At 72.7% G+C, this 17,795-nt stretch carries 17 protein-coding genes and 1 pseudogene; 9 read left to right on the plus strand and 9 right to left on the minus strand.

All coding sequences use genetic code 11. The features are described from left to right. Positions 1 to 170: 170 nt before the first annotated feature. A complete protein-coding gene (locus tag HF519_RS24305; RefSeq protein WP_169415318.1) occupies positions 171 to 950 on the minus strand; it encodes an IclR family transcriptional regulator in 780 nt (259 codons plus the stop codon). 217 nt (positions 951 to 1,167) lie between these two features. On the opposite strand from HF519_RS24305, the gene HF519_RS24310 reads away from it, so the two are divergent. Further along, positions 1,168 to 2,442, plus strand: coding sequence for a CaiB/BaiF CoA transferase family protein (locus HF519_RS24310; protein ID WP_312860317.1), 1,275 nt, complete (start codon positions 1,168 to 1,170; stop codon positions 2,440 to 2,442). Continuing rightward, the gene (locus HF519_RS33060) at positions 2,439 to 3,755 is read left to right on the plus strand and encodes a helix-turn-helix domain-containing protein (protein WP_169415319.1); all 1,317 of its coding nucleotides are present in this window, start codon (positions 2,439 to 2,441) and stop codon (positions 3,753 to 3,755) included. The genes HF519_RS24310 and HF519_RS33060 overlap by 4 nt, the downstream gene beginning before the upstream one ends. Before the next feature lie 17 nt (positions 3,756 to 3,772). On the opposite strand, the gene HF519_RS24320 is transcribed toward HF519_RS33060, so the two are convergent. Next, positions 3,773 to 4,243: an NUDIX hydrolase gene (locus tag HF519_RS24320; RefSeq protein ID WP_169415320.1), complete on the minus strand. Its 471-nt coding sequence runs from the start codon at positions 4,241 to 4,243 to the stop codon at positions 3,773 to 3,775. 109 nt (positions 4,244 to 4,352) lie between these two features. Between HF519_RS24320 and HF519_RS24325 the strand changes: the two genes are divergently transcribed. Beyond that, positions 4,353 to 4,862 carry an SRPBCC family protein gene (locus HF519_RS24325; protein ID WP_169415321.1) on the plus strand — a complete coding sequence of 170 codons (510 nt, stop codon included), beginning with the start codon at positions 4,353 to 4,355 and terminating at the stop codon, positions 4,860 to 4,862. Then, entirely contained in the window at positions 4,862 to 5,908 is a 1,047-nt protein-coding gene (locus HF519_RS24330; RefSeq protein ID WP_169415322.1) for an LLM class F420-dependent oxidoreductase, read from the plus strand. Before HF519_RS24325 ends, HF519_RS24330 begins: the two co-directional genes overlap by 1 nt. 147 nt (positions 5,909 to 6,055) lie before the next feature. On the opposite strand, the gene HF519_RS24335 is transcribed toward HF519_RS24330, so the two are convergent. After that, positions 6,056 to 6,856 carry an IclR family transcriptional regulator gene (locus tag HF519_RS24335; protein WP_211170514.1) on the minus strand — a complete coding sequence of 267 codons (801 nt, stop codon included), beginning with the start codon at positions 6,854 to 6,856 and terminating at the stop codon, positions 6,056 to 6,058. A 144-nt stretch (positions 6,857 to 7,000) separates the two neighbouring features. Continuing rightward, positions 7,001 to 7,601, minus strand: a pseudogene (locus HF519_RS24340) (trimeric intracellular cation channel family protein). A gap of 68 nt (positions 7,602 to 7,669) precedes the next feature. Here HF519_RS24340 and HF519_RS24345 point away from each other — a divergent pair. The 3 genes from HF519_RS24345 to HF519_RS24355 all read left to right on the plus strand — a co-directional run bounded on the left by HF519_RS24345 (position 7,670) and on the right by HF519_RS24355 (position 11,826). Further along, positions 7,670 to 8,674, plus strand: a complete 1,005-nt coding sequence (locus HF519_RS24345) for a TIGR03557 family F420-dependent LLM class oxidoreductase (protein WP_169415323.1) — start codon at positions 7,670 to 7,672, stop codon at positions 8,672 to 8,674. 139 nt (positions 8,675 to 8,813) lie between these two features. After that, positions 8,814 to 10,496 (plus strand): acyl-CoA synthetase FdrA, encoded by a 1,683-nt coding sequence (gene fdrA, locus HF519_RS24350; RefSeq protein ID WP_169415324.1) that lies wholly within the window; start codon positions 8,814 to 8,816, stop codon positions 10,494 to 10,496. Between the two features lie 52 nt (positions 10,497 to 10,548). Continuing rightward, positions 10,549 to 11,826, plus strand: a complete 1,278-nt coding sequence (locus tag HF519_RS24355; protein ID WP_169415325.1) for a YlbE family protein — start codon at positions 10,549 to 10,551, stop codon at positions 11,824 to 11,826. A gap of 48 nt (positions 11,827 to 11,874) precedes the next feature. On the opposite strand, the gene HF519_RS24360 is transcribed toward HF519_RS24355, so the two are convergent. Both HF519_RS24360 and HF519_RS24365 read right to left on the minus strand, forming a co-directional pair. After that, the gene (locus tag HF519_RS24360; RefSeq protein WP_169415326.1) at positions 11,875 to 12,948 is read right to left on the minus strand and encodes a 3-hydroxyisobutyryl-CoA hydrolase; all 1,074 of its coding nucleotides are present in this window, start codon (positions 12,946 to 12,948) and stop codon (positions 11,875 to 11,877) included. After that, positions 12,945 to 13,706 carry a helical backbone metal receptor gene (locus tag HF519_RS24365; RefSeq protein ID WP_312860320.1) on the minus strand — a complete coding sequence of 254 codons (762 nt, stop codon included), beginning with the start codon at positions 13,704 to 13,706 and terminating at the stop codon, positions 12,945 to 12,947. The genes HF519_RS24360 and HF519_RS24365 overlap by 4 nt, the downstream gene beginning before the upstream one ends. Positions 13,707 to 13,857: 151 nt before the next feature. Between HF519_RS24365 and HF519_RS24370 the strand changes: the two genes are divergently transcribed. Both HF519_RS24370 and HF519_RS24375 read left to right on the plus strand, forming a co-directional pair. Continuing rightward, on the plus strand, positions 13,858 to 15,066 hold the full coding sequence (locus HF519_RS24370) for an MFS transporter (protein ID WP_312860318.1): 1,209 nt from the start codon (positions 13,858 to 13,860) through the stop codon (positions 15,064 to 15,066). A gap of 100 nt (positions 15,067 to 15,166) precedes the next feature. Continuing rightward, positions 15,167 to 15,892 (plus strand): response regulator transcription factor, encoded by a 726-nt coding sequence (locus tag HF519_RS24375; protein WP_312860319.1) that lies wholly within the window; start codon positions 15,167 to 15,169, stop codon positions 15,890 to 15,892. Here HF519_RS24375 and HF519_RS24380 read toward each other — a convergent pair. The 3 genes from HF519_RS24380 to HF519_RS24390 form a co-directional block, all read right to left on the minus strand. After that, the gene (locus HF519_RS24380; RefSeq protein WP_169415328.1) at positions 15,874 to 16,572 is read right to left on the minus strand and encodes a response regulator; all 699 of its coding nucleotides are present in this window, start codon (positions 16,570 to 16,572) and stop codon (positions 15,874 to 15,876) included. The two genes, HF519_RS24375 and HF519_RS24380, sit on opposite strands and share 19 nt — an antisense overlap. Beyond that, the gene (locus HF519_RS24385; RefSeq protein ID WP_169415329.1) at positions 16,566 to 16,976 is read right to left on the minus strand and encodes a hypothetical protein; all 411 of its coding nucleotides are present in this window, start codon (positions 16,974 to 16,976) and stop codon (positions 16,566 to 16,568) included. The genes HF519_RS24380 and HF519_RS24385 overlap by 7 nt, the downstream gene beginning before the upstream one ends. Then, positions 16,973 to 17,795, minus strand: an 823-nt coding sequence (locus tag HF519_RS24390) for a signal peptidase I (RefSeq protein WP_211170515.1), incomplete at its 5' end; no start/stop codon positions are given. The genes HF519_RS24390 and HF519_RS24385, both read right to left, overlap by 4 nt.

The following is a 17,795-nucleotide window of genomic DNA, read 5'->3' on the forward strand; positions in this document are numbered from 1 at the left end:
GAGCGTTGTGGAGCCATAACGCGTTCATGAGGGCGCTCCAGACCGCGTCGTGGAGCCCTGACGCAGCCCGGGGCGGGCGCAGGCCGCGTTGTGGAGCCACAACGCTCTCAGCGAGGTCGTCGGAGGGCGTTGTGGAGCCATAACGCTGTGAGAGGGGGCGTAGACGGGCGTCAGGGGTGCAGGGTGCGGTGGCTCAGGCTGCGGATCTGGGTGCGCAGGATCTGGCCGAGCTGGTTCTGGCGGCCGTCCATCTCGCCGGGGGTGGCGGCCAGACCGACGGCGGCGACGACGCGGCCCTCCTCCCGCACCGGGGTCGCCACGGCCCATACGTCGGGGTTCATGTGCCCCTGGGTGGTGGCGAGGTCGTCGGTCCGGATCGCGGTGAGCTCCTGCAGGAACCCGTCGACGTAGCCCTGCTCCTCCGTGTCGAGCCCGTTGAGGTAGGCGTAGAGCTCCCGTTTGTCCAGGTTGGCGAGCAGCACGCGGCCGGTCGCGGTCCGGATCAGCGGTCGGTGGATGCGGGTTTCGGTGGCGTAGGCGTGCCGGGGGGAGTCGGTCGCGTAGTCGATGTAGATGACGTCGCGGCCCACCATCACCCCGAGCAGCACGGTGCACCCGGTCATGCCGTGCAGCGTCTCGAGATCGTCGTGCCGCACCACCCGCACGGGCGGGCGCCCGGCGAGCAGGTTGAGCACGTAGGGCGCCGGACCGAGGACGAAGCGGCGGCCCTGCTCGCTCAGGTAGCCGACGGCGGCGAGCCCGTTGACCAGGCCCTGGATCGAGCTGATCGGGGCGCCGACGCGGTGCGCGATCTCGGTGAGACCCAGGCCGTCGTGCTCGCGGGCGACGAGCTCGAGGATCTGGGCGACACGGTCCACGGTGCGGTGGTTGCGGCGCCGGGACAGCACGGGCGACGGGGCCAGCGCACCGGACGTCGGGGCGGGGTCCATCGACTCTCCCGTTCGTGGGCGAAACGTAAATACGTAGGTTACTCCAGCATGCGGCAGGGCCCCAGCGGTTGTCCCTTTTCGGGACGCAGCGCAGCGGACGCACTACGTATATATGTAGATCAGACGGATATTGCGTAATTCTCCTCACGGCCAATACAGTCGGGAGCGTTCCCCGGGGCCGGCGAGGCGGCCGCGGAGTGCGACGACCGGAGGCGATGTGGCCGTTCCTGCTGCTGAATCCCAGCCGACGCCGGGCCCGCTGGACGGGCTGCGCATCGTCGATCTGACGACAGTGATCATGGGTCCGTACGCCGCGGCGATCCTCGGTGACCTCGGCGCGGACGTGATCAAGGTGGAGGAACCTGCGGGGGACATGGCACGCGGGATCGGGCCGCGTCGCCACCCGGGGATGAGCGGCCTCGCACTCAACCTCAACCGCAACAAGCGCAGCGTCGCGGTGAACCTCAAGGCGCCGGAGGGTCGCGCGGTGCTGGCCGATCTCGTCCGCGGCGCCGACGCCGTCCTCACCAACCTGCGCCCCGCCTCCCGCGAGCGCCTCGGGCTGACCTACGAGCAACTGGTCGCGGTCAACCCGGGCGTCGTGCTCTGCACCGCCCAGGCCTTCCGCACCGGCTCGGACGTGGAGAACCTCGCTGCATACGACGACATCGTGCAGGCCCGCTCCGGGTTGACCTCGCTCTACCAGCGGGCCGGCGGGGAGCAGGGGTACGCGCCGTTCGTGGTCGCCGACAAGGTGTGTGGACTGACGATCGTCTACAGCCTGCTGGCCGCGCTCCTGCACCGCCAGCGCACCGGCGAGGGCCAATGGGTGGACGTCCCGATGGTCGACACCATGGTCGCCTTCAACCTCGTCGAGCACTTGAACGGACACACCTTCGAGCCGCCGGAGGGTCGCTTCGGCTGGGCCCGGGTGCTCACCGCGAACCGGCGCCCGCAGCGCACCGCCGACGGCTGGGTCTGCCTGCTGCCCTACTCCGACCGCAACTGGCGCGACTTCTTCGACTACATCGGACGGTCGGAGCTCGGCGACGACCCGCGCTTCGGCAGCATCGACGGGAGGCACGCCAACATGGTCGAGCTGCTCGATCTGGTGGCTGAGGCCGCGGCGGGCCGTACCACGGCGGAGTGGCTGGAGTTCTGTGCCCGGGCGAGCATCCCGGCCACCCCGGTCGTCGACCTCGAGGACCTGCCCGACGATCCCTACGTCCGCGAAGGCGGGCTGGTCACCACCGCGTCCCATCCGAGTGAGGGGCGCTACCGGACGGTCTCGACACCGGCCCGGTTCTCCCGCACGCCCGGCCGTCTCCGCCGGCACGCACCGCGCCTCGGCGCCGACACCCGCGAGGTGCTGGCCGAGGCCGGGCACACCGTCGAGCGGATAGACAGCCTGCTCGCGACGGGTGTGGCCTATGCGGACGGCCCCCCGGAGCTCTGCCTCGACGAACCGGCCCCGATCGGGGTGTCGCGGTGAGCGCCCCCGTGCGTCCCGGGCCGGGGAGGGCCCCGCGGACGGCCTCGCGGCCCGTGCACCAGGCCGCACACACCACCGCACACCACGGCCTGCAGCGGACCCGGGAGATCGAGCCCGAACGGCGGGTGGCCGACCCGGGGTCCCGGGCCGAGCGGCTGCTGCTGGACTCCTACCTGCGCTCACGCAGCCGGCTGGCCGGGCGGCCCGTCACCTGCGTCAGCGAGCGCACGATCATCAGCAACCCGGTGGCCGCGCGGCTGTTCCACGGGGTGAGCCAGGCGATGCTGTGGGAGCAGGCGGCCCGTGCCATGGACAGCCGGCGTGAGGACTCCTGCGAGTTCGTGCTCGCCGACGGGCGCACGGTCGTGGCCGTGTGCCGGCCGATCGACGACCGCGGCCGCATCATCGGTGCGGTCATCGAGGCGACCGACGACGGCGAGTCCCCGCGCGGGCAGTCGCCGCGGGTCCGGACGCCGATCGGGTCCGGCGAGTTCGCCGGGCTGGCCGGGCAGGGCGAGCAATGGCGGGAGATGTGCGCCGAGGCGGTGCACGCCCGCGACAGCGGACTGCCGATGCTCGTCCGAGGGGAGGTGGGCACCGGAAAGCTGAGCCTGCTGACCGCGTTGTTCGGCGCCGACCGGGTACGGGTCATGGACGCCGCGATGGTGCCTGTCGACGGGTTCGCCCCGTGGGCCCGTGAACTGCGCGAACGCCTCGCCGAGCCGGGCGGGGTCGTGGTGGTCCGGCGCCTGGAGTGCCTCGAGCCCGCCGCTGCGCAGGCCGTGTGCAGCTTGCTCGACATGGCCCATCCCGACGCCCGGCTGGCCGGCACGCTCACGCTCGGTGAGCGTGCGGGCGAGGCGTTCGGCCCGCTGGTCCGGCGATTCGCGGTCGCGACGATCGATGTCCCGCCGTTGCGTCGGCGCTTCGAGGACCTGCCGCAGCTGCTCGTCGCCCTGAGCCTGCGGGTCGAGGGCCGGCCGCGGCGCTGGATGCCCGAGGCGGTGCAGGCGCTGTGCCGGCTGGAGTGGACCGAGAACATCCGGCAGCTGGAGAACGTGGTGCGGCGGGTGATCGCCGGGTGCCCGGCCGGGGACATCCGCGCCCGCCACCTGCCTGACGAGGTTCTCACCGATGCCCCCCGCCGGCGGCTGACCCAGCTCGAGCAGCTGGAGTTCACCGAGATGCTCTCCACGCTGCGCCGGACCGGTGGCAACAAGAAGGAAGCTGCGCAGATCCTCGAGATCTCCCGCTCCACCCTTTACCGCAAGATGCGCCAGTTCGGCATGGACCTGACCCGCAGTGCCTTCTGACCGGGGGTCGAAGGCCCTCACCCCGGCGTCGGGACGGCCTCCCGGAGTCGGTCGAGAAAGGGCCGCTGGCCCTTGACGAGCTTGGTGGCCGCGGTCTCCAGGTCGAACCAGCCGGCGCGGTCGATCTCGGGGAAGCTGCGCATCCGGCCCGAACCGCGTGGCCACTCCATCTCGAACAGGTTGGACCGGATGTGCTCGGCGTCGAAGTCGCCGTTCAGTGCGAAGGCGGTGACCTTCTTGCCCCCCGACTGGGTCACGGTGCCGAGCTCGACCAGTGGTCCGTCCGGTGGCAGGGCGCCGAGTTCTTCGGCGAACTCGCGCGCGGCGGCCTCCCGGGGGTCCTCGTCGGCGTCGTGCTCGCCCTTGGGGATCGACCAGGCGTGGTCGTCCTTTCGTGCCCAGAACGGGCCGCCCATGTGCCCGAGCAGTACCTCGAGCGCACCGGTCCCGGTGAACCGGTAGAGCAGGATCCCCGCGCTGGTGGCCATTCGTCCATCCTGCTCGGGTGACGCCGGGGTGCGGGGTCGAGGCCGTTGACAGCTGGGTTCGCATCCGAAACTCTGATCGGACGCGGGAGTGCGTCCAGGAGGAGCGGGCATGGAGTGGACCGGACAGCGCTACGCCGACACCCCCACGGTGGAGGCCGAGACCTACGTCGATGCGCCGCCGGAGCGGGTGTGGGAGCTCGTGAGTGACATCGGGCTGATGCCGGCCATCAGCACGGAGTTGCAGTCGGTGCAGTGGTGCGGGGATGGAGCCGGCCCGGCCGTCGGCCGCACGTTCGTCGGCCGGAACTTCCACCCCGCGCTGGGGGAGTGGTCGACGACGTCGCATGTGATCGAGTGCGAGGCGCTGCGGACGTTTGCCTGGGCGGTCGAGGATCCGGCCGATCCTGCTGCGGTGTGGCGGTTCACCCTGCGACCCGAGGGCTCGGGGACGGTACTGCGGCAGTGGGTGCAGCTGGGGCCGGGCCGGTCCGGGTTGAGCCTCGCGATCGAGCAGATGCCCGACAAGGAGGAGAAGATCGTCTACCGGCGACTGGGCGAGTTCGAAGCGGGGATCCGGAACAACCTGGCCGAGATCAAGAATCGCGCCGAGGCCGGCTGATGCGCACCGCCACGACGATCGAGGCCTCCGGCGGCGCCACCTGGCAGGAGACGGTCGACTTCGTCGTCGAGGCGGAGAAGCTGGGCCTCGACATCTGCTGGGTAGCCGAGGCCTGGGGCTCCGACGCGCCGTCGCCGCTCGGTTACCTCGCCGCGCGGACCGACCGGATGCTGCTCGGCGCCGGGATCGTCCAACTCGGTACCCGCACGCCGGTCACGATCGCGATGACGGCGATGACCCTGTCGTACATGACCGGGGGCCGGTTCCTGCTCGGCCTGGGCAGCTCCGGGCCGCAGGTCGTCGAGGGTCTGCACGGCGTCCCGTTCGCGAAGCCACTGGCCCGGATGCGGGAGACCGTGGAGATCGTCCGGCAGGTGTTCGCGGGGGAGAAGGTCACCTACTCCGGCGATCGGTTCCAGATCCCGCTGCCGGGCGGCGAGGGCCGGCCCATGCGGGTGAGCGTCCCGGCCGCCCCGGACATCCCGATCTACCTGGCCGCGCTGTCGCCGAAGATGCTGCAGCTCACCGGAGAGGCCGCCGACGGCTGGCTCGGCACCAGCTTCGTCCCCGAGGGCGCGGACGCCTACTTCACCCACCTCGACGCCGGGCTGGCCGTCGCGGGCCGGTCGCGCGCCGAGATCGACATCTGCCAGGGCGCCGAGGTCGCCTTCGCCGACGATCCCGACGACCTGGCCCGGATGGTCGGCCGGCGCAGGAAGGAACTGGCGTTCAGCCTCGGGGGGATGGGTTCGGCCGGTACGAACTTCTACAACGACGCCTACAGTCGGCAGGGCTGGGCCGAGGTCGCGGCACAGGTCCGCGACCGGTGGCAGGCCGGCGACCGGGACGGGGCCGCGGGCCTCGTCACTGACGACATGGTGCTGGCCACGACCCTGATCGGCACCGAGGACATGGTTTGCGACCGGTTGCGGGTGTGGCGCGACGCCGGCGTCGACACCGTCCGGCTCTACCCGGCCGGGGAGACCCTGGACGCCCGCCTGACCACCCTCGCCCGTGCGCTGGACCTCGTCCGAGCCCTACCGTGATCCCCCTCCACCACCCGCTGATCAAGGGCGAAAGGGGGCTCGTGAAGATCGGCGAGGCCCCTTCAGGCCTTGATCAGCGGGGAGGGGTGCTCCGCGAGATGAACCTGAACGCTGTTCGATCATGAGCGAACGGCGCTGGTGTTCACCTCACGGCCCGAAGTACCCCATCCGCCTGCTGATCTCGCCGGCCCCGTCGAGGAGCACCGGGACGAGTTCCTGCATCCGGTCCGGGGGGAGCCGGTAGGAGGGGCCGGACACCGACAGCGCCGCGACCACCGCGCCGGTGTGGTCCAGGACCGGGGCGGCCACGGCGTTCAGGCCCGTCTCGTACTCCTCGACGGCGACGGCGAACCCGTTCTCCCGGACGTCGGCGAGTTCGGCGTCGAGAGCCGCCCGTGTGGTGCGGGTGCTCGGGGTGAGCCCGGTGAGCTCGGAATCGGCGAGCACGGCCGACAACCGCTCGGGGGGCAGGTGGGCCAGCAGCACCTTGCCGCTGGACGTGCAGTGCAGCGGGGTCAGCCGGCCGACCCAGTTGTGCGCGGCGACCGTGGACGGTCCGCGGGCCTCGTCCACGTTGACGGCGTAGGTCTCCTGCAGCACGGCCAGGTTGACGGTCTCGCCGAACTTGGCGGCGAGTTGCTCGCAGACGTCGCGGCCCTGCCTGGTGACCTCGAGACGCCCGGAGACCGCGCCCGCCAGGGGGATCAAGCCGAACCCGAGCCGGTACTTGCCGCGATCGGTGGTCTGCTCGACGAGTCCGCGCCCCTCCAGCGCGCCGAGCAGCCGGAACGCGGTCGACTTGTGCACGTCGATCTCGGCTGCGACCTCGCTGACCCCGGCCTCACCGCGCCGGGCCAGGATCTCCAGGACGCTGATGGCACGGTCGACGGACTGCACGCCCCCTGCGCTCCCGCCGGTGTCGGCCTGAGAGCTGCGCGTGTTGCCCATGGCGGAACTATATGTGCCAGGCCGAACGATTCGCTTGACTCGAATGGCGGGTGGCGGGACTCTCCTGCGGTGCCGAGCCGAAGATGTCCTCGTCGGTCAGCCCGGTTCACGATGTCGCCGTCGGGCAGGTGGGGTCGCGCGGGATCAGGAGCGGGGAACGGGCGCGTTCCACTGCAGCCACAGGGCGAGGACGCGTAGCCCCGCGACGAGCGCAGCGGCCACGAGCGTGACCGGTGCCGGCGGGAGCCCGAGGCGGTCGCCGGGCCACCACCACCGCGGCGCCGGCCGCCGCGGCCAGCGCATAGATCTCGCGGCGGAGCACGAGCGGGACCTCGTTGAGCAGCACGTCGCGCAGCACCCCGCCGCCGATCCCGGTGATCACCCCGATCAGTGCGGCGGTGACCGCGGGCGCCCCGGCGGACAGCGCGACCGCGGTCCCGGTGGTGGCGAACAGGGCGAGGCCGAGGGCGTCGGCGAGCTGCACGCCACGGCGCAGCCGGGCCACCGTCGGGTGGAACCGGAACACGATCAGCGCGATCACCAGCGGCGTGAGCAGGTAGGGCCACTGGCGCAGCGTGGTGGGCGGGGCGATGCCGAGCAGGACGTCGCGGACGATGCCGCCGCCGAGCGCGGTCACCCCGGCCAGCACGACGACACCGAAGACGTCGAGCCGGGCGTGCACCGCGGCCAGCGCCCCGGATGCGGCGAACACGGCGACCCCGAGCAGGTCGAGCACGACGAGCACCCGGGCGAGGGTAGCCGGGCGGCCCCCGGGGTAGACGGCGGCGACGGATTCCCGATCGAGAGGACGCCATGGTCGCCTTCGGCTACACCCTGCTCACCGAGCAACGCGGCCCGCGCGAGCTCGTCACCGATGCGGTGGCGGCGGAGAACGCCGGGTTCGACTTCGAGGTGATCAGCGACCACTACTTCCCCTGGCTCGACGCCCAGGGTCATGCGCCGAACTGCTGGAGCGTGCTCGGTGCCGTCGCCTCGGCCACCGAGCGAGCCGGCCTGATGACGTACGTGACGTGCCCGATTCTGCGCTACCACCCGGCGGTCGTGGCGCAGCAGGCGGCGACGGTCGCACTGCTGGCCGGCGACGGCCGGTTCACCCTGGGCCTGGGGGCGGGGGAGAACCTCAACGAACACGTCGTCGGGCGGGGCTGGCCACCGGCGAACGTGCGGCACTCGATGCTCGCGGAGGCCGTCGAGATCATCCGCGCGCTGCTCGACGGTGGCTACGTCAACATCCACGGCGAGCACTATCGGGTCGACTCGGCGAAGCTGTGGGACCGGCCGCCGGAGGGCGTGCCGATCGCCGTCGCGGTGTCGGGCCGGCAGTCCGTCGAGATGTTCGCGCCGGTGTCCGACGCGATGGTCGCCGTCGAGCCGAGGGCCGAACTGGTCCAGGGCTTCGACGCGGCGGCCGGTGCGAACCTGCCGAAGATCGGCCAGCAGCCGATCAGCTGGGGCCCCGACGCCGATGAGGCGGTCGCGCGGGCACATGAGCAGTTCCGCTGGTTCGCGGGCGGCTGGAAGGTCAACGCCGAGCTGCCCGGCACGGCGGCGTTCGAGGCCGCCACCCGGTACGTCCGGCGTGAGGACATGGCCGAGGCGTTCTCGTGCGGGCCGGACGTCGCCGCCCACGTCGAGGCGGTGCGCCCCTTCGTCGCCGCGGGGTACACGCACGTCGCGCTGGCGCAGGTGGGCGGGGAGACCCAGCCCGAGTTCCTGCGGTTCGCCGGGCGGGAACTGCTCCCGGCGCTGCACGAGGAGTACGGCAGGACCGAGGACCCGGCGATCCGGCGCCGCTGACCGTCCGGGGCGGCGACCGCTCGGCATCGGGTGGCGGTGAGGGTCTTCCGGCGTCCCGGGCGGGACCTTTCACCCTACGCACGCCTCTGTTCTGAGCCGACGGTGTCTGCGCATGTCGACGGTGAAGGAATGACCCGACATGCGCTACTCGATCGTCAAGCCGAATACGTATCAGGACTCGTTGCGGCTCATGCAGCTGAGCAACACCCTCGACGACGCCGACGGCGTCGACCGAGTGTCGATCATGATGGGTACGTCGGCCAACAGAGAGATCCTTCGAGGTGCCGGGCTCGACACCGCTGACCTCGACGGTGCCGGGCCGACGGACCTCGTCATCGTGGCCGACGTCGCAGACGCCGCGGCCGGCGAGCGCCTCGTCGCGAAGGTGGACGAGTTCCTCACCCACCGGGCGCCCGCGGCCGGCGGGTCGAGGCTGCGTTCGGCGCGGTCCCTCGAACGGGCGGTGGACATCGTCGGTGGGGCGAACCTCGCCATCGTCTCCATCCCCGGGGAGTTCGTGGCGTCGGAGGTGCATCGGCTCCTGGACCGGAAGATCCATGCCTTCGTCTTCAGCGACAACGTGAGCATCTCCGACGAGCTGGCGCTCAAGCGCAGGGCGCGCGAGTGCGGGTTGCTCGTGATGGGGCCGGACTGTGGAACGGGGCTTGTCCGCGGGCTTCCGCTGGCCTTCGCCAACGTGGTCCACGAGGGCCGGATCGGCCTGGTCGGAGCATCGGGTACCGGACTACAGGAGGTCATGGCGCACATCGACCGGCTCGGTGGCGGGGTGTCCCACGCGATCGGGCTCGGTGGACGCGATCTCAGTGCCGAGGTCGGAGGGATCACGTGCCTGCAGGCCTTGCGGGCGCTGGACACCGACGTGGGTACCGACGTCGTCGTGCTCGTCGGCAAACCGCCCGCTGCGCGCGTGCGGGAGGAGGTGCTCGGCGTCGCCGGCGCGCTGTCCAAGCCGGTGGTCGCGATGCTGCTCGGGGAGCGCACCGAGGCGGACGTCGCCGCCGACATCTGCTACCCGCGGACCCTGGAGGAGGCCGCGAGGGTGGCCGTGGAGTTGGCGGGCACGCGATCCTCCCGCCGGATCGCGCTTCGCCCCGAACAACGGTGGATCAAGGCTCTCTACACGGGAGGGACGCTGGCCGCGGAGGCCGCCGCGTTGCTCGGGGATTCGCTCGGCCCGGCCGGGGACGCCGACCGTCGTGCCGGTTTCCTGTTCAGGTCGGACGGCCACGAGGTGATCGACCTCGGGGACGACGTGTACACCCGCGGCCGGCCGCATCCGATGATCGACCCGGCCGTGCGCACCGCGCGCATCGCGGCCGTCATGGACGACCCGGAGAACGCGGTCCTCCTCCTGGACGTGGTACTCGGCCACGGGGCCCACCCGGATCCGGCCGGGGTGCTCGCCGCGGTCATCGGCGACGGCCTTGCCGGGCTCCACGCGAGAGGCCGGGATCTCGCCGTGGTGGCGTCGGTGTGCGGCACCGAGGGGGACCCGCAGTCCGCGAGCGCGCAGACACGGACACTCGAGCGGGCGGGTGTCGCCGTACTGCCCAGCAACGCCGCCGCGGTCCGGTACGCCGTGGCGATCCTGCGGCGACGAGGTGCGTCCCCGGTCGCCACGTCCGCCACACCCGAACCGATCCGGCGGTTGCTCGCGGAGCCCCCGCGGATCGTCAACATCGGCCTACGCGGGTTCGCCGAGAACCTGCTCCAGATGGGCGCGCAGGTCGTCCAGTACGACTGGAGGCCCGTCGCCGGTGGCGATCGCAGGCTCCAGTCGCTCATCGACGCCTTGAGTTGAGCTGCGGGGCCGCAGCCCGCCGCTCTCACCGGGAGATCACGGAGGAACTGCCATGGCGACATACGACTCGATCGACGAGGCCAACGCAGCGGTGGCGCAGAAGATCATCGACGCACAGCCGAGACTCGTGGACGTGGTGCCTGCGAAGACCGTCATTCCTGCCCTGGAAGGCCGAGTCGTCCTGCATGCCGGTCCACCCATCGCATTCGAGGACATGCCGGACCCGGTGCAGGGTGCGGCCATCGGGGCGGCGTTGTTCGAAGGGTGGGCGAGCGACGAGGCGTCGGCGCGTCAGGTGTGTTCCGAAGAGGTTCAGTTCGCCCCCAACAACGACTTCAATGCGGTCGGGGCGATGGGTGGCATCCTGAGCGGGAACATTCCCGTATTCGTGGTGGAGAACGGCACCGACGGCAATCGCGCCTACACGAGCATGCACGAGGGCGAGGGGAAGGTCCTGCGCTTCGGCGTCTACGACCGGTCCGTGGGCGACCACCTGGTGTGGATGCGGGACGTCCTGGGCGCCGGTCTCTCGGAGGCGCTGAAGTTGTTTCCCGACGGCGGGCTGGCGATCAACCCCATTCTGGCCCAGGGGGTCGCGATGGGAGACGACTTCCATGTGCGCATCACGGCCGCGTCGAGCCTGCTGTTCCGAGAGCTCGCACCGAAGCTCGCGCGGGTCGGGATGCCGCAGGAGCAACTCGAACCGGTGCTGGATTTCCTCTCCGGGAACGTCAACTTCTTCCTCACGCTCGGGATGGCGGCCGGAAAGGCGACCTTGGACGCCGCGGCGGGTGTCCACGCGGGTAGCGTCGTCACCTGCATGACCCGAAACGGACGGGAATTCGCCATCCGGGTGAGCGGTCTCGGCGACCGATGGTTCACCGGCCCCGAGGAGAAGCTGGACACGCTGTACTTCCCCGGATTCTCGGACGCGGACGCCTGCCCGGACTGTGGCGACAGCGCGATCATCGAGGCCTACGGCTTCGGGGGCCTGGTGGCGGTCGCCGCTCCGGCCGTGCAGCAACTGGTGGGGACCGGCGAGGGCGGCTTCGCCGACGCCCTGGCCACCAGCGAGGAGCAGTCGGAGATCGTGGTCGCCGACAATCCGAACATGCCGATCCCGAACTGGGACTTCCACGGGGTTCCCGTGGGGATCGACATCCGCAAGGTCGTGTCGACGGGAATCGCTCCGCTGATCACCACGGCCGTCATGCACAAGCAGGCCGGGATCGGGATGGTCGGGATCGGGAAGGTCCGGGCCTCGATGCCGTGCTTCACCTCGGCTCTCGAGGCCCTCGCGGAGGCTCGGGGCGTCGAGCCCACGGGCTGATGCGCGGCCGCACCGGTTCGGCGACATCCCAGGCGGCGACCGGCGCGGTCACGACGTCGTGGTCAGCAGGCCGAGCGGTGGGTCCTCCGGGCGGACGCCGGCGCGGAACCGCGCGACCACGTCGTCGGTCACGTCGGCGGCGGTGGCCGGGTCCCAGCGCGGCGCCCCGTCGCGGTCGATCAGCATGGCGCGCACGCCCTCGGTGAAGTCGGGCCAGCGCACACAGCAGCGGGTCAGCTCGTACTCGGTGTGCAGCGCGTGCTCCAGGCTCGGTGCCGTGCGCGCCCCGCGGATGGCCCGCAGCGCCACGGTGCACGCGAGCGGAGCGTTGCGCGCGACGGCCTCGGCGGCCTTGGCCGCGTCGGGGTTCCGGGTACCGCGCAGCGCCTCGACGATCCCGGCGAGGTCGTCGGCGGCGTAGCAGTGGTCGATCCACTCGCGGTCGACCGCGAGCGCGGGGACGCCGGGATCCACCGCGAACTCGGCGGCGACATCGGCGGGGTCGGGGGAGTCGGCCAGCGCCTCGACGAGCTCACCGAGCCGTTCGGGCGCCACCGCGACGTCGGCCAGCCCGCAGTAGATCGCGTCGGCGGCGGTGAGCCGGGCCGCGCACAGCGCCGCGTGCAGGCCGGTCTCCCCGGGCGCGTGCGCGAGCAGCCAGGTGCCGCCGACATCGGGGACGTAGCCGATGGTCACCTCGGGCATGGCGACCACGGTCCGCCGGGTGACCACCCGGACGCGGCCGTGCGCCGACACCCCGACACCGCCACCCATCACCACGCCGTCCATCAGCGCGACGTACGGCTTGGGGTAGCGGGCGATCCGCGCGTTGAGCCGGTACTCCTCGCTGAGCAGCACGGGCGCGCCGTGCCCGCCGGTGGCGGCGTCGTCGGAGAGGAAGCGGACGTCGCCGCCCGCGCACAGGCCGCGCTCGCCGGCGCCGTCGATCAGCACCGCGCGCACCCCGTCGTCGTGCTCCCACTCGTCGAGGGCGGCGGCGATGGTGCGGATCATCGGCAGGCTGAGCGCGTTGAGCACCTGCGGCCGGTTGAGGGTCAGCCGGCCGAGCCCTCCCTGGCGCCGGACGACGACCGCGTCGCCGCCGCCGACCCGCGCGCTCACCGGGCCGCCGCCAGGGCGCCGGGCAGCTCGCGGGCGGCCTCGACCAGGCTCGGCCCGTACCAGGTCAGCAACCGGCCGCTGACCAGCGCGGACGGCGCGCCGGGGAACGCCTCGGGCCCGTCGTCGGCGGTGAACAGGTACGGCTCGTCGGGCAGCACGACCAGGTCGTACGCCGGCAGGGCGCCCGGGTCGAAGCGGGGGTAGCGCTCCGGGTCCCCGGCCAGCACGTTGTCCACCCCGAGCCGGGCGAGCACGGCGCCGGCGAAGGTGTCGCGGCCCAGTGCCATCCACGGCTTGCGCCAGATCGGGGTCACCGCGCGCCGCCGACCGGCGGGCTCCGGCACCGCGGCCCAGGCTTCACGGGCGTCGCGCAGCCAGGACGGCTCACCGAGCCCGCAGGCGTCGAGCATCCGGGCCAGCGAGTCGAACGCGCCGTGCTCACCGTCGAGGGTGCGCACATCGGTGACGTACACCGGGATGCCGGCGGCGCGCAGCGCGTCGAGGTCGGGCAGCCGGTTCTCCTCCTGGTTGGCCAGGACGAGATCGGGGTGCAGCGCGACGATCGCGTCGACGTCGGGGTTCTTGGTGCCCTTGACCCGTGGGACGTCCAGGTCGGCCGGGTGGGTGCACCAGTCGGTGGCGCCGACGAGCAACCCGGGCGCCGACGCCGCGACGGCCTCGGTGAGCGACGGGACGATCGACACCACCCGGTGCACCTCGGTGGGCACGGTGACCGTGCGCCCCTCGTCGTCGATCACGGTTCGCTGACTCACGGTGCCCGACCGTAGCCGCCGCGCGTGCACTCGACGAGCGCCGGATCGGTGACCGGGACGCCGAGGACGAGCACACGCGTTGGACGCACGGCGGTCCTCGGCCGTAACTTCGATAGCGATGACAACGACTGCGCCCGTGCCTTCCACCACCAGCGGTCACGAGCGCGGGACGGCCGGGTACCGCCGGCTCGGTGCCGCGCTGTGGTGCGCCGGGCTGGCGACGTTCGTACTGGTGTACTGCGTGCAGGGGCTGCTGCCGACGCTCGCCGGCGAGTTCGGGGTGTCGTCGTCGACGTCGAGCCTGGCGCTGTCGGCGACCACCGGCACGCTGGCCCTGGCGATCGTCCCGCTCAGCGCCGTCGCCGAATCCCGGGGCCGCGCGCGCGTGATGACCGTGGCGCTCGCGGCGTCCGCGGTACTCGGCGTGCTGGCCCCGCTCGCGCCCTCGTTCGGCGCGCTCGTCGGGATCCGGGCGCTGCAGGGGATCGCACTGGCCGCGCTACCCGCGCTGGCGATGGCTCACCTGACCAACGAGGTGGCGCCGCGCGCGCTGGGCGGGGCGGTCGGGCTGCTCATCGCGGGCAACACCCTCGGCGGGCTGTCCGGTCGGCTGGTGGCCGGATTCGTCGCCGAGGCCGCGGGGTGGCGGGCCGCCCTCGCCGCGGTCGGTGGGCTCTCGCTCGCCTGCACGGTGGCGTTCCGGGTGCTGCTGCCTCCGCCGACGGCCCCCGCACCGCCGCGGGTGCGGTTGCGTGATCTCGGCGGCTCGCTGCGCGCGCACCTGGCCGACCCCGGGCTGTGCTGTCTGTTCGCGACGAGCTTCCTGCTCATGGCCGCCTTCGTGACGGTCTACAACTATCTGGGCTTCCGGCTGCTGGCGGCTCCGTTCGGGCTCCCGGCCGCGCTCGTCGGGTTGATCTTCCTCGGCTACCTGGCCGGCACCTGGGCCTCGACGACCGCCGGCCGGCTCGGCGACCGGTTCGGCCGGCGGCAGGTGCTGTGGGCGACCGTGGTGCTCGCGCTGGCGGCTGCGGTGCTGACCCTGCCGCCCTGGCTGCCGGCCGTGCTCGCCGGCCTGGTCCTGTTCACCATCGGCTTCTTCGGGGCGCACTCGGTGGCCAGCAGCTGGGTCGGCCGCCGGGCCGCCGTGGCCCCCGGGCAGGCCGCGGCGCTGTACCTGCTCGCGTACTACGCGGGCAGCAGCGTCGGTGGCCTGATCGGCGGGGTCGCCTACGACCACGCGGGCTGGACCGGCGTCGTCGGCTACGTTGCGGCGCTGCTCGCCGGCGCGGTCGGCCTTGCGCTGCTGCTGCGCCGGATCCCACCACCGGTCGCCGCGGCCTGACCACCACCCCGGGCCCGCCGTCACCGGAACGGGCGGTGTCCGCCCGCAGCCTCCACCGCAGCGCGAGCGGGCGGTTACCGTCCGTTGAGGAGCTGACGGCGTGTCGGGAGGTGTCGGGGTGCACGGGGCCCGGGTCCTGGTCGTCGAGGACTCGCCCGACGTCCGTGAACTCCTCGACGCGGTGCTGGCCGGAGCCGGCTTCGACGTCTGCGCCGCGGCCACCGGAACGGACGGGCTGCGGGCGGTGCGCGAGCACGACCCCGATCTCGTCGTGCTCGATCTGGGCCTGCCCGACATGGACGGCACCGAGCTGTGCCGCCGGCTGCGCACCGGCAGCGACGCCTACGTCCTCATGCTCACCGGTCGGTCCGACGAGGTCGACATGCTCGTCGGTCTGGCCGTCGGCGCCGACGACTACATGGCCAAGCCGTTCTCCCCGCGCGAGCTCGTCGCCCGGGTGCGGGCGCTGCTGCGCCGCCCGCGCCGGATCGCGGGGGCGCCCGCGGCCGCCGTCGAGGACGAGAACGCCGCGCAGCACGTCGGCGACCTGCTCGTGGACCGGGGCAGCCGGGAGGTACGGGTCCGCGGGGAGGCCGTCGCGCTCACCCGCACCGAGTTCGACCTGCTCGCGGTGCTCGCGCAGCGCCCCGGGCGGGTCTGGGAGCGCCAGACGTTGCTGCGCGAGGTCTGGCACAGCGACTGGGAGCCCAACCTACGGCTCGTCGAGGTCCACATGTCGAACCTTCGCCGCAAACTCGCCGCCGCCGGGATGACCGGGGCGGAGATCCGCACCGTGCGCGGTGTCGGTTACCGGCTGGTGGCCTGACCCCGTTCCGCGGCGGCCAGCACGGCCTCGACCAGATCCGACCGCACCGTGCCGGCGCGGGCCGCCCGCTCGACCGAGCGACACAGCTGCGCGAGGCCCTCGTGCCCGACCATCGCGCTCGGGCCGGCCAGCGCGTGGGCCGCGGCCGCGACGGCGACCGGGTCGGGTTCCGGAGCCTCCTCGCCCCCGGACCCGCTGGGTGCCGCCGCGCTGCGCAGGGCGGTGAGCCGTCCGCGCAGTGCCTCGGCGTAACGGGCCAGCACCCGTGCCTGTACCTCGGGCGTCAGCCACTCGACGTCCGCCTCGATCGCGCCCGGTCCAGCGGTGAACAGATGGGTGACGAGCGCCCCGAGATCCTCCGCGGCCGGCTTGGCCAGGCACGCCGCAGCCCCGGCGGTACGGCAAGCGGTGCGAACCGCGTCGGTGGGATCGCTGGTCACGGCGACGGCGGGCCCGGTGTACCCGGCGGAGCGGGCCGCGGCCAGCAAGGTGGGACCGTCCATGCCGGGCATCGCGACGTCGGTGACGAGCACCGCGACCGGTCCGGCGGCCAGCAGCGCCAGTGCAGCCGCGCCGCAGTCCGCCCGGACGGCGTCGAACCCGAGTGCGGCGAGCACCGCAGCGGTCGTGTCGCCGTCGAGCGGGTCGTCGTCGACCACCAAGGCCCGCCCGTTCAGCACCTGACGATCACCGAGGCGGCTGCGGCCGTCCACTTCTTGGCCGTGGTCGTCACGGTGACAGTGTAGGTGGTGTTGGTGAGTAGCACGAGGTTCGACGGGCCCGAGGCCGAGGTCTGGGTGGTGGTGACGGTGGCCGTCGCCCCGTCGCTCCCGACGAAGGCAACGGAGTACCCGTCCTCGAACGACGACGCCGACGCAGTCCAGGTGACGTGGAGCGACTTGGTGAGCAGAGCCGCCTCACAGGTGCCGCTGACGCCGGTCGCCGGGAGCAGGGTGGCGGAGGAGGCCGTCGCGGCGGCGGTGGCCCGGCCGGTGAACCCGGCCCAGGCGACGCCGGCGGTCCCGGTGCCGAGCGCCAGGACGATGGCCGTGACGAGGGCGCCGCGGCGCAGCCAGAAGATCACGCCCCGGCCCGCCCGCGGCCGGCCGGGCGCCAGATGCCCAGCAGGATCCACGCGGCGAGTCCGGCGGGCAGCACCCACACGAGCGCTACGTGCACGACCGGCTCGCGCAGGGCGCGCAGTACCGCGCCCACCGCGGGGAGGGTGAACCGCCACTGCCATGCGGTGTCGCCCTCGAGCCGGGCGAGCCAGGGGTCGGGGCCGGCGTTCGCGTCCCCCTGGGTGCGGATGCTGACCGAGCCGTCCGCACCGGTGACGACATCGATGACGCGGTGGGTGACGACCCGCTGGTCCTCGGTCGGAGCCTGGAACGACAACACCTGGCCGACCCGGACGTCGGAGACGGGGATCGGGGTGACCACCGCGACGTCGCCGACGGAGATCTCCGGAGCCATGCTTCCGGTCAGCATGGTCATCGTGCGGTAGGGCAGTACCCGCGGACCGACCGCGAGCACGAGGAACGCGAGCAAGGCCGTGACCAGAACCAGGTTGACCGCGATGGAACCGATGCGGCCGGCGGTGCGGGCCGCGCCGGCGGGGCGGACGGTCGTGTCCGTGGCGGAGCGGTCGGCTCCGGCAGCGGCGTCTTCGGCGGCCGCGCGGCGGGCCGCGGCGTTCGGCCATGGGGCGGGCTGTGAGTGGCGGAGCGGACGGGCCTTGGGCGAGGAGGCCGACTGCGAGTGGGCGACCGGGCGGGCGCTGCGCGACGGCGCGGCGTGCTGGGGTCCAGGGTCGTGGCCCGGACCTTGCGGTCCGGTGGTCCACACGCTCACGGTCTGCTCCTGCTCTGCCGGTGGCGGATCGGGGAGGAGTGGGGTGGCG

This window comes from Pseudonocardia bannensis, assembly GCF_012911875.1.
Lineage (GTDB): Bacteria > Actinomycetota > Actinomycetes > Mycobacteriales > Pseudonocardiaceae > Pseudonocardia > Pseudonocardia bannensis.

Excerpts from the sequence above, each read along its gene's own strand:
- HF519_RS24330 (WP_169415322.1), top strand. The coding sequence starts at position 4,862 with ATGCGCACCGCCACGACGATCGAGGCCTCCGGCGGCGCCACCTGGCAG.
- fdrA (WP_169415324.1), top strand. The coding sequence starts at position 8,814 with ATGCGCTACTCGATCGTCAAGCCGAATACGTATCAGGACTCGTTGCGG.
- HF519_RS24355 (WP_169415325.1), top strand. The coding sequence starts at position 10,549 with ATGGCGACATACGACTCGATCGACGAGGCCAACGCAGCGGTGGCGCAG.
- HF519_RS24345 (WP_169415323.1), top strand. The coding sequence starts at position 7,670 with ATGGTCGCCTTCGGCTACACCCTGCTCACCGAGCAACGCGGCCCGCGC.
- HF519_RS24325 (WP_169415321.1), top strand. The coding sequence starts at position 4,353 with ATGGAGTGGACCGGACAGCGCTACGCCGACACCCCCACGGTGGAGGCC.
- HF519_RS24335 (WP_211170514.1), bottom strand. The coding sequence starts at position 6,856 with ATGGGCAACACGCGCAGCTCTCAGGCCGACACCGGCGGGAGCGCAGGG.
- HF519_RS24320 (WP_169415320.1), bottom strand. The coding sequence starts at position 4,243 with ATGGCCACCAGCGCGGGGATCCTGCTCTACCGGTTCACCGGGACCGGT.
- HF519_RS24305 (WP_169415318.1), bottom strand. The coding sequence starts at position 950 with ATGGACCCCGCCCCGACGTCCGGTGCGCTGGCCCCGTCGCCCGTGCTG.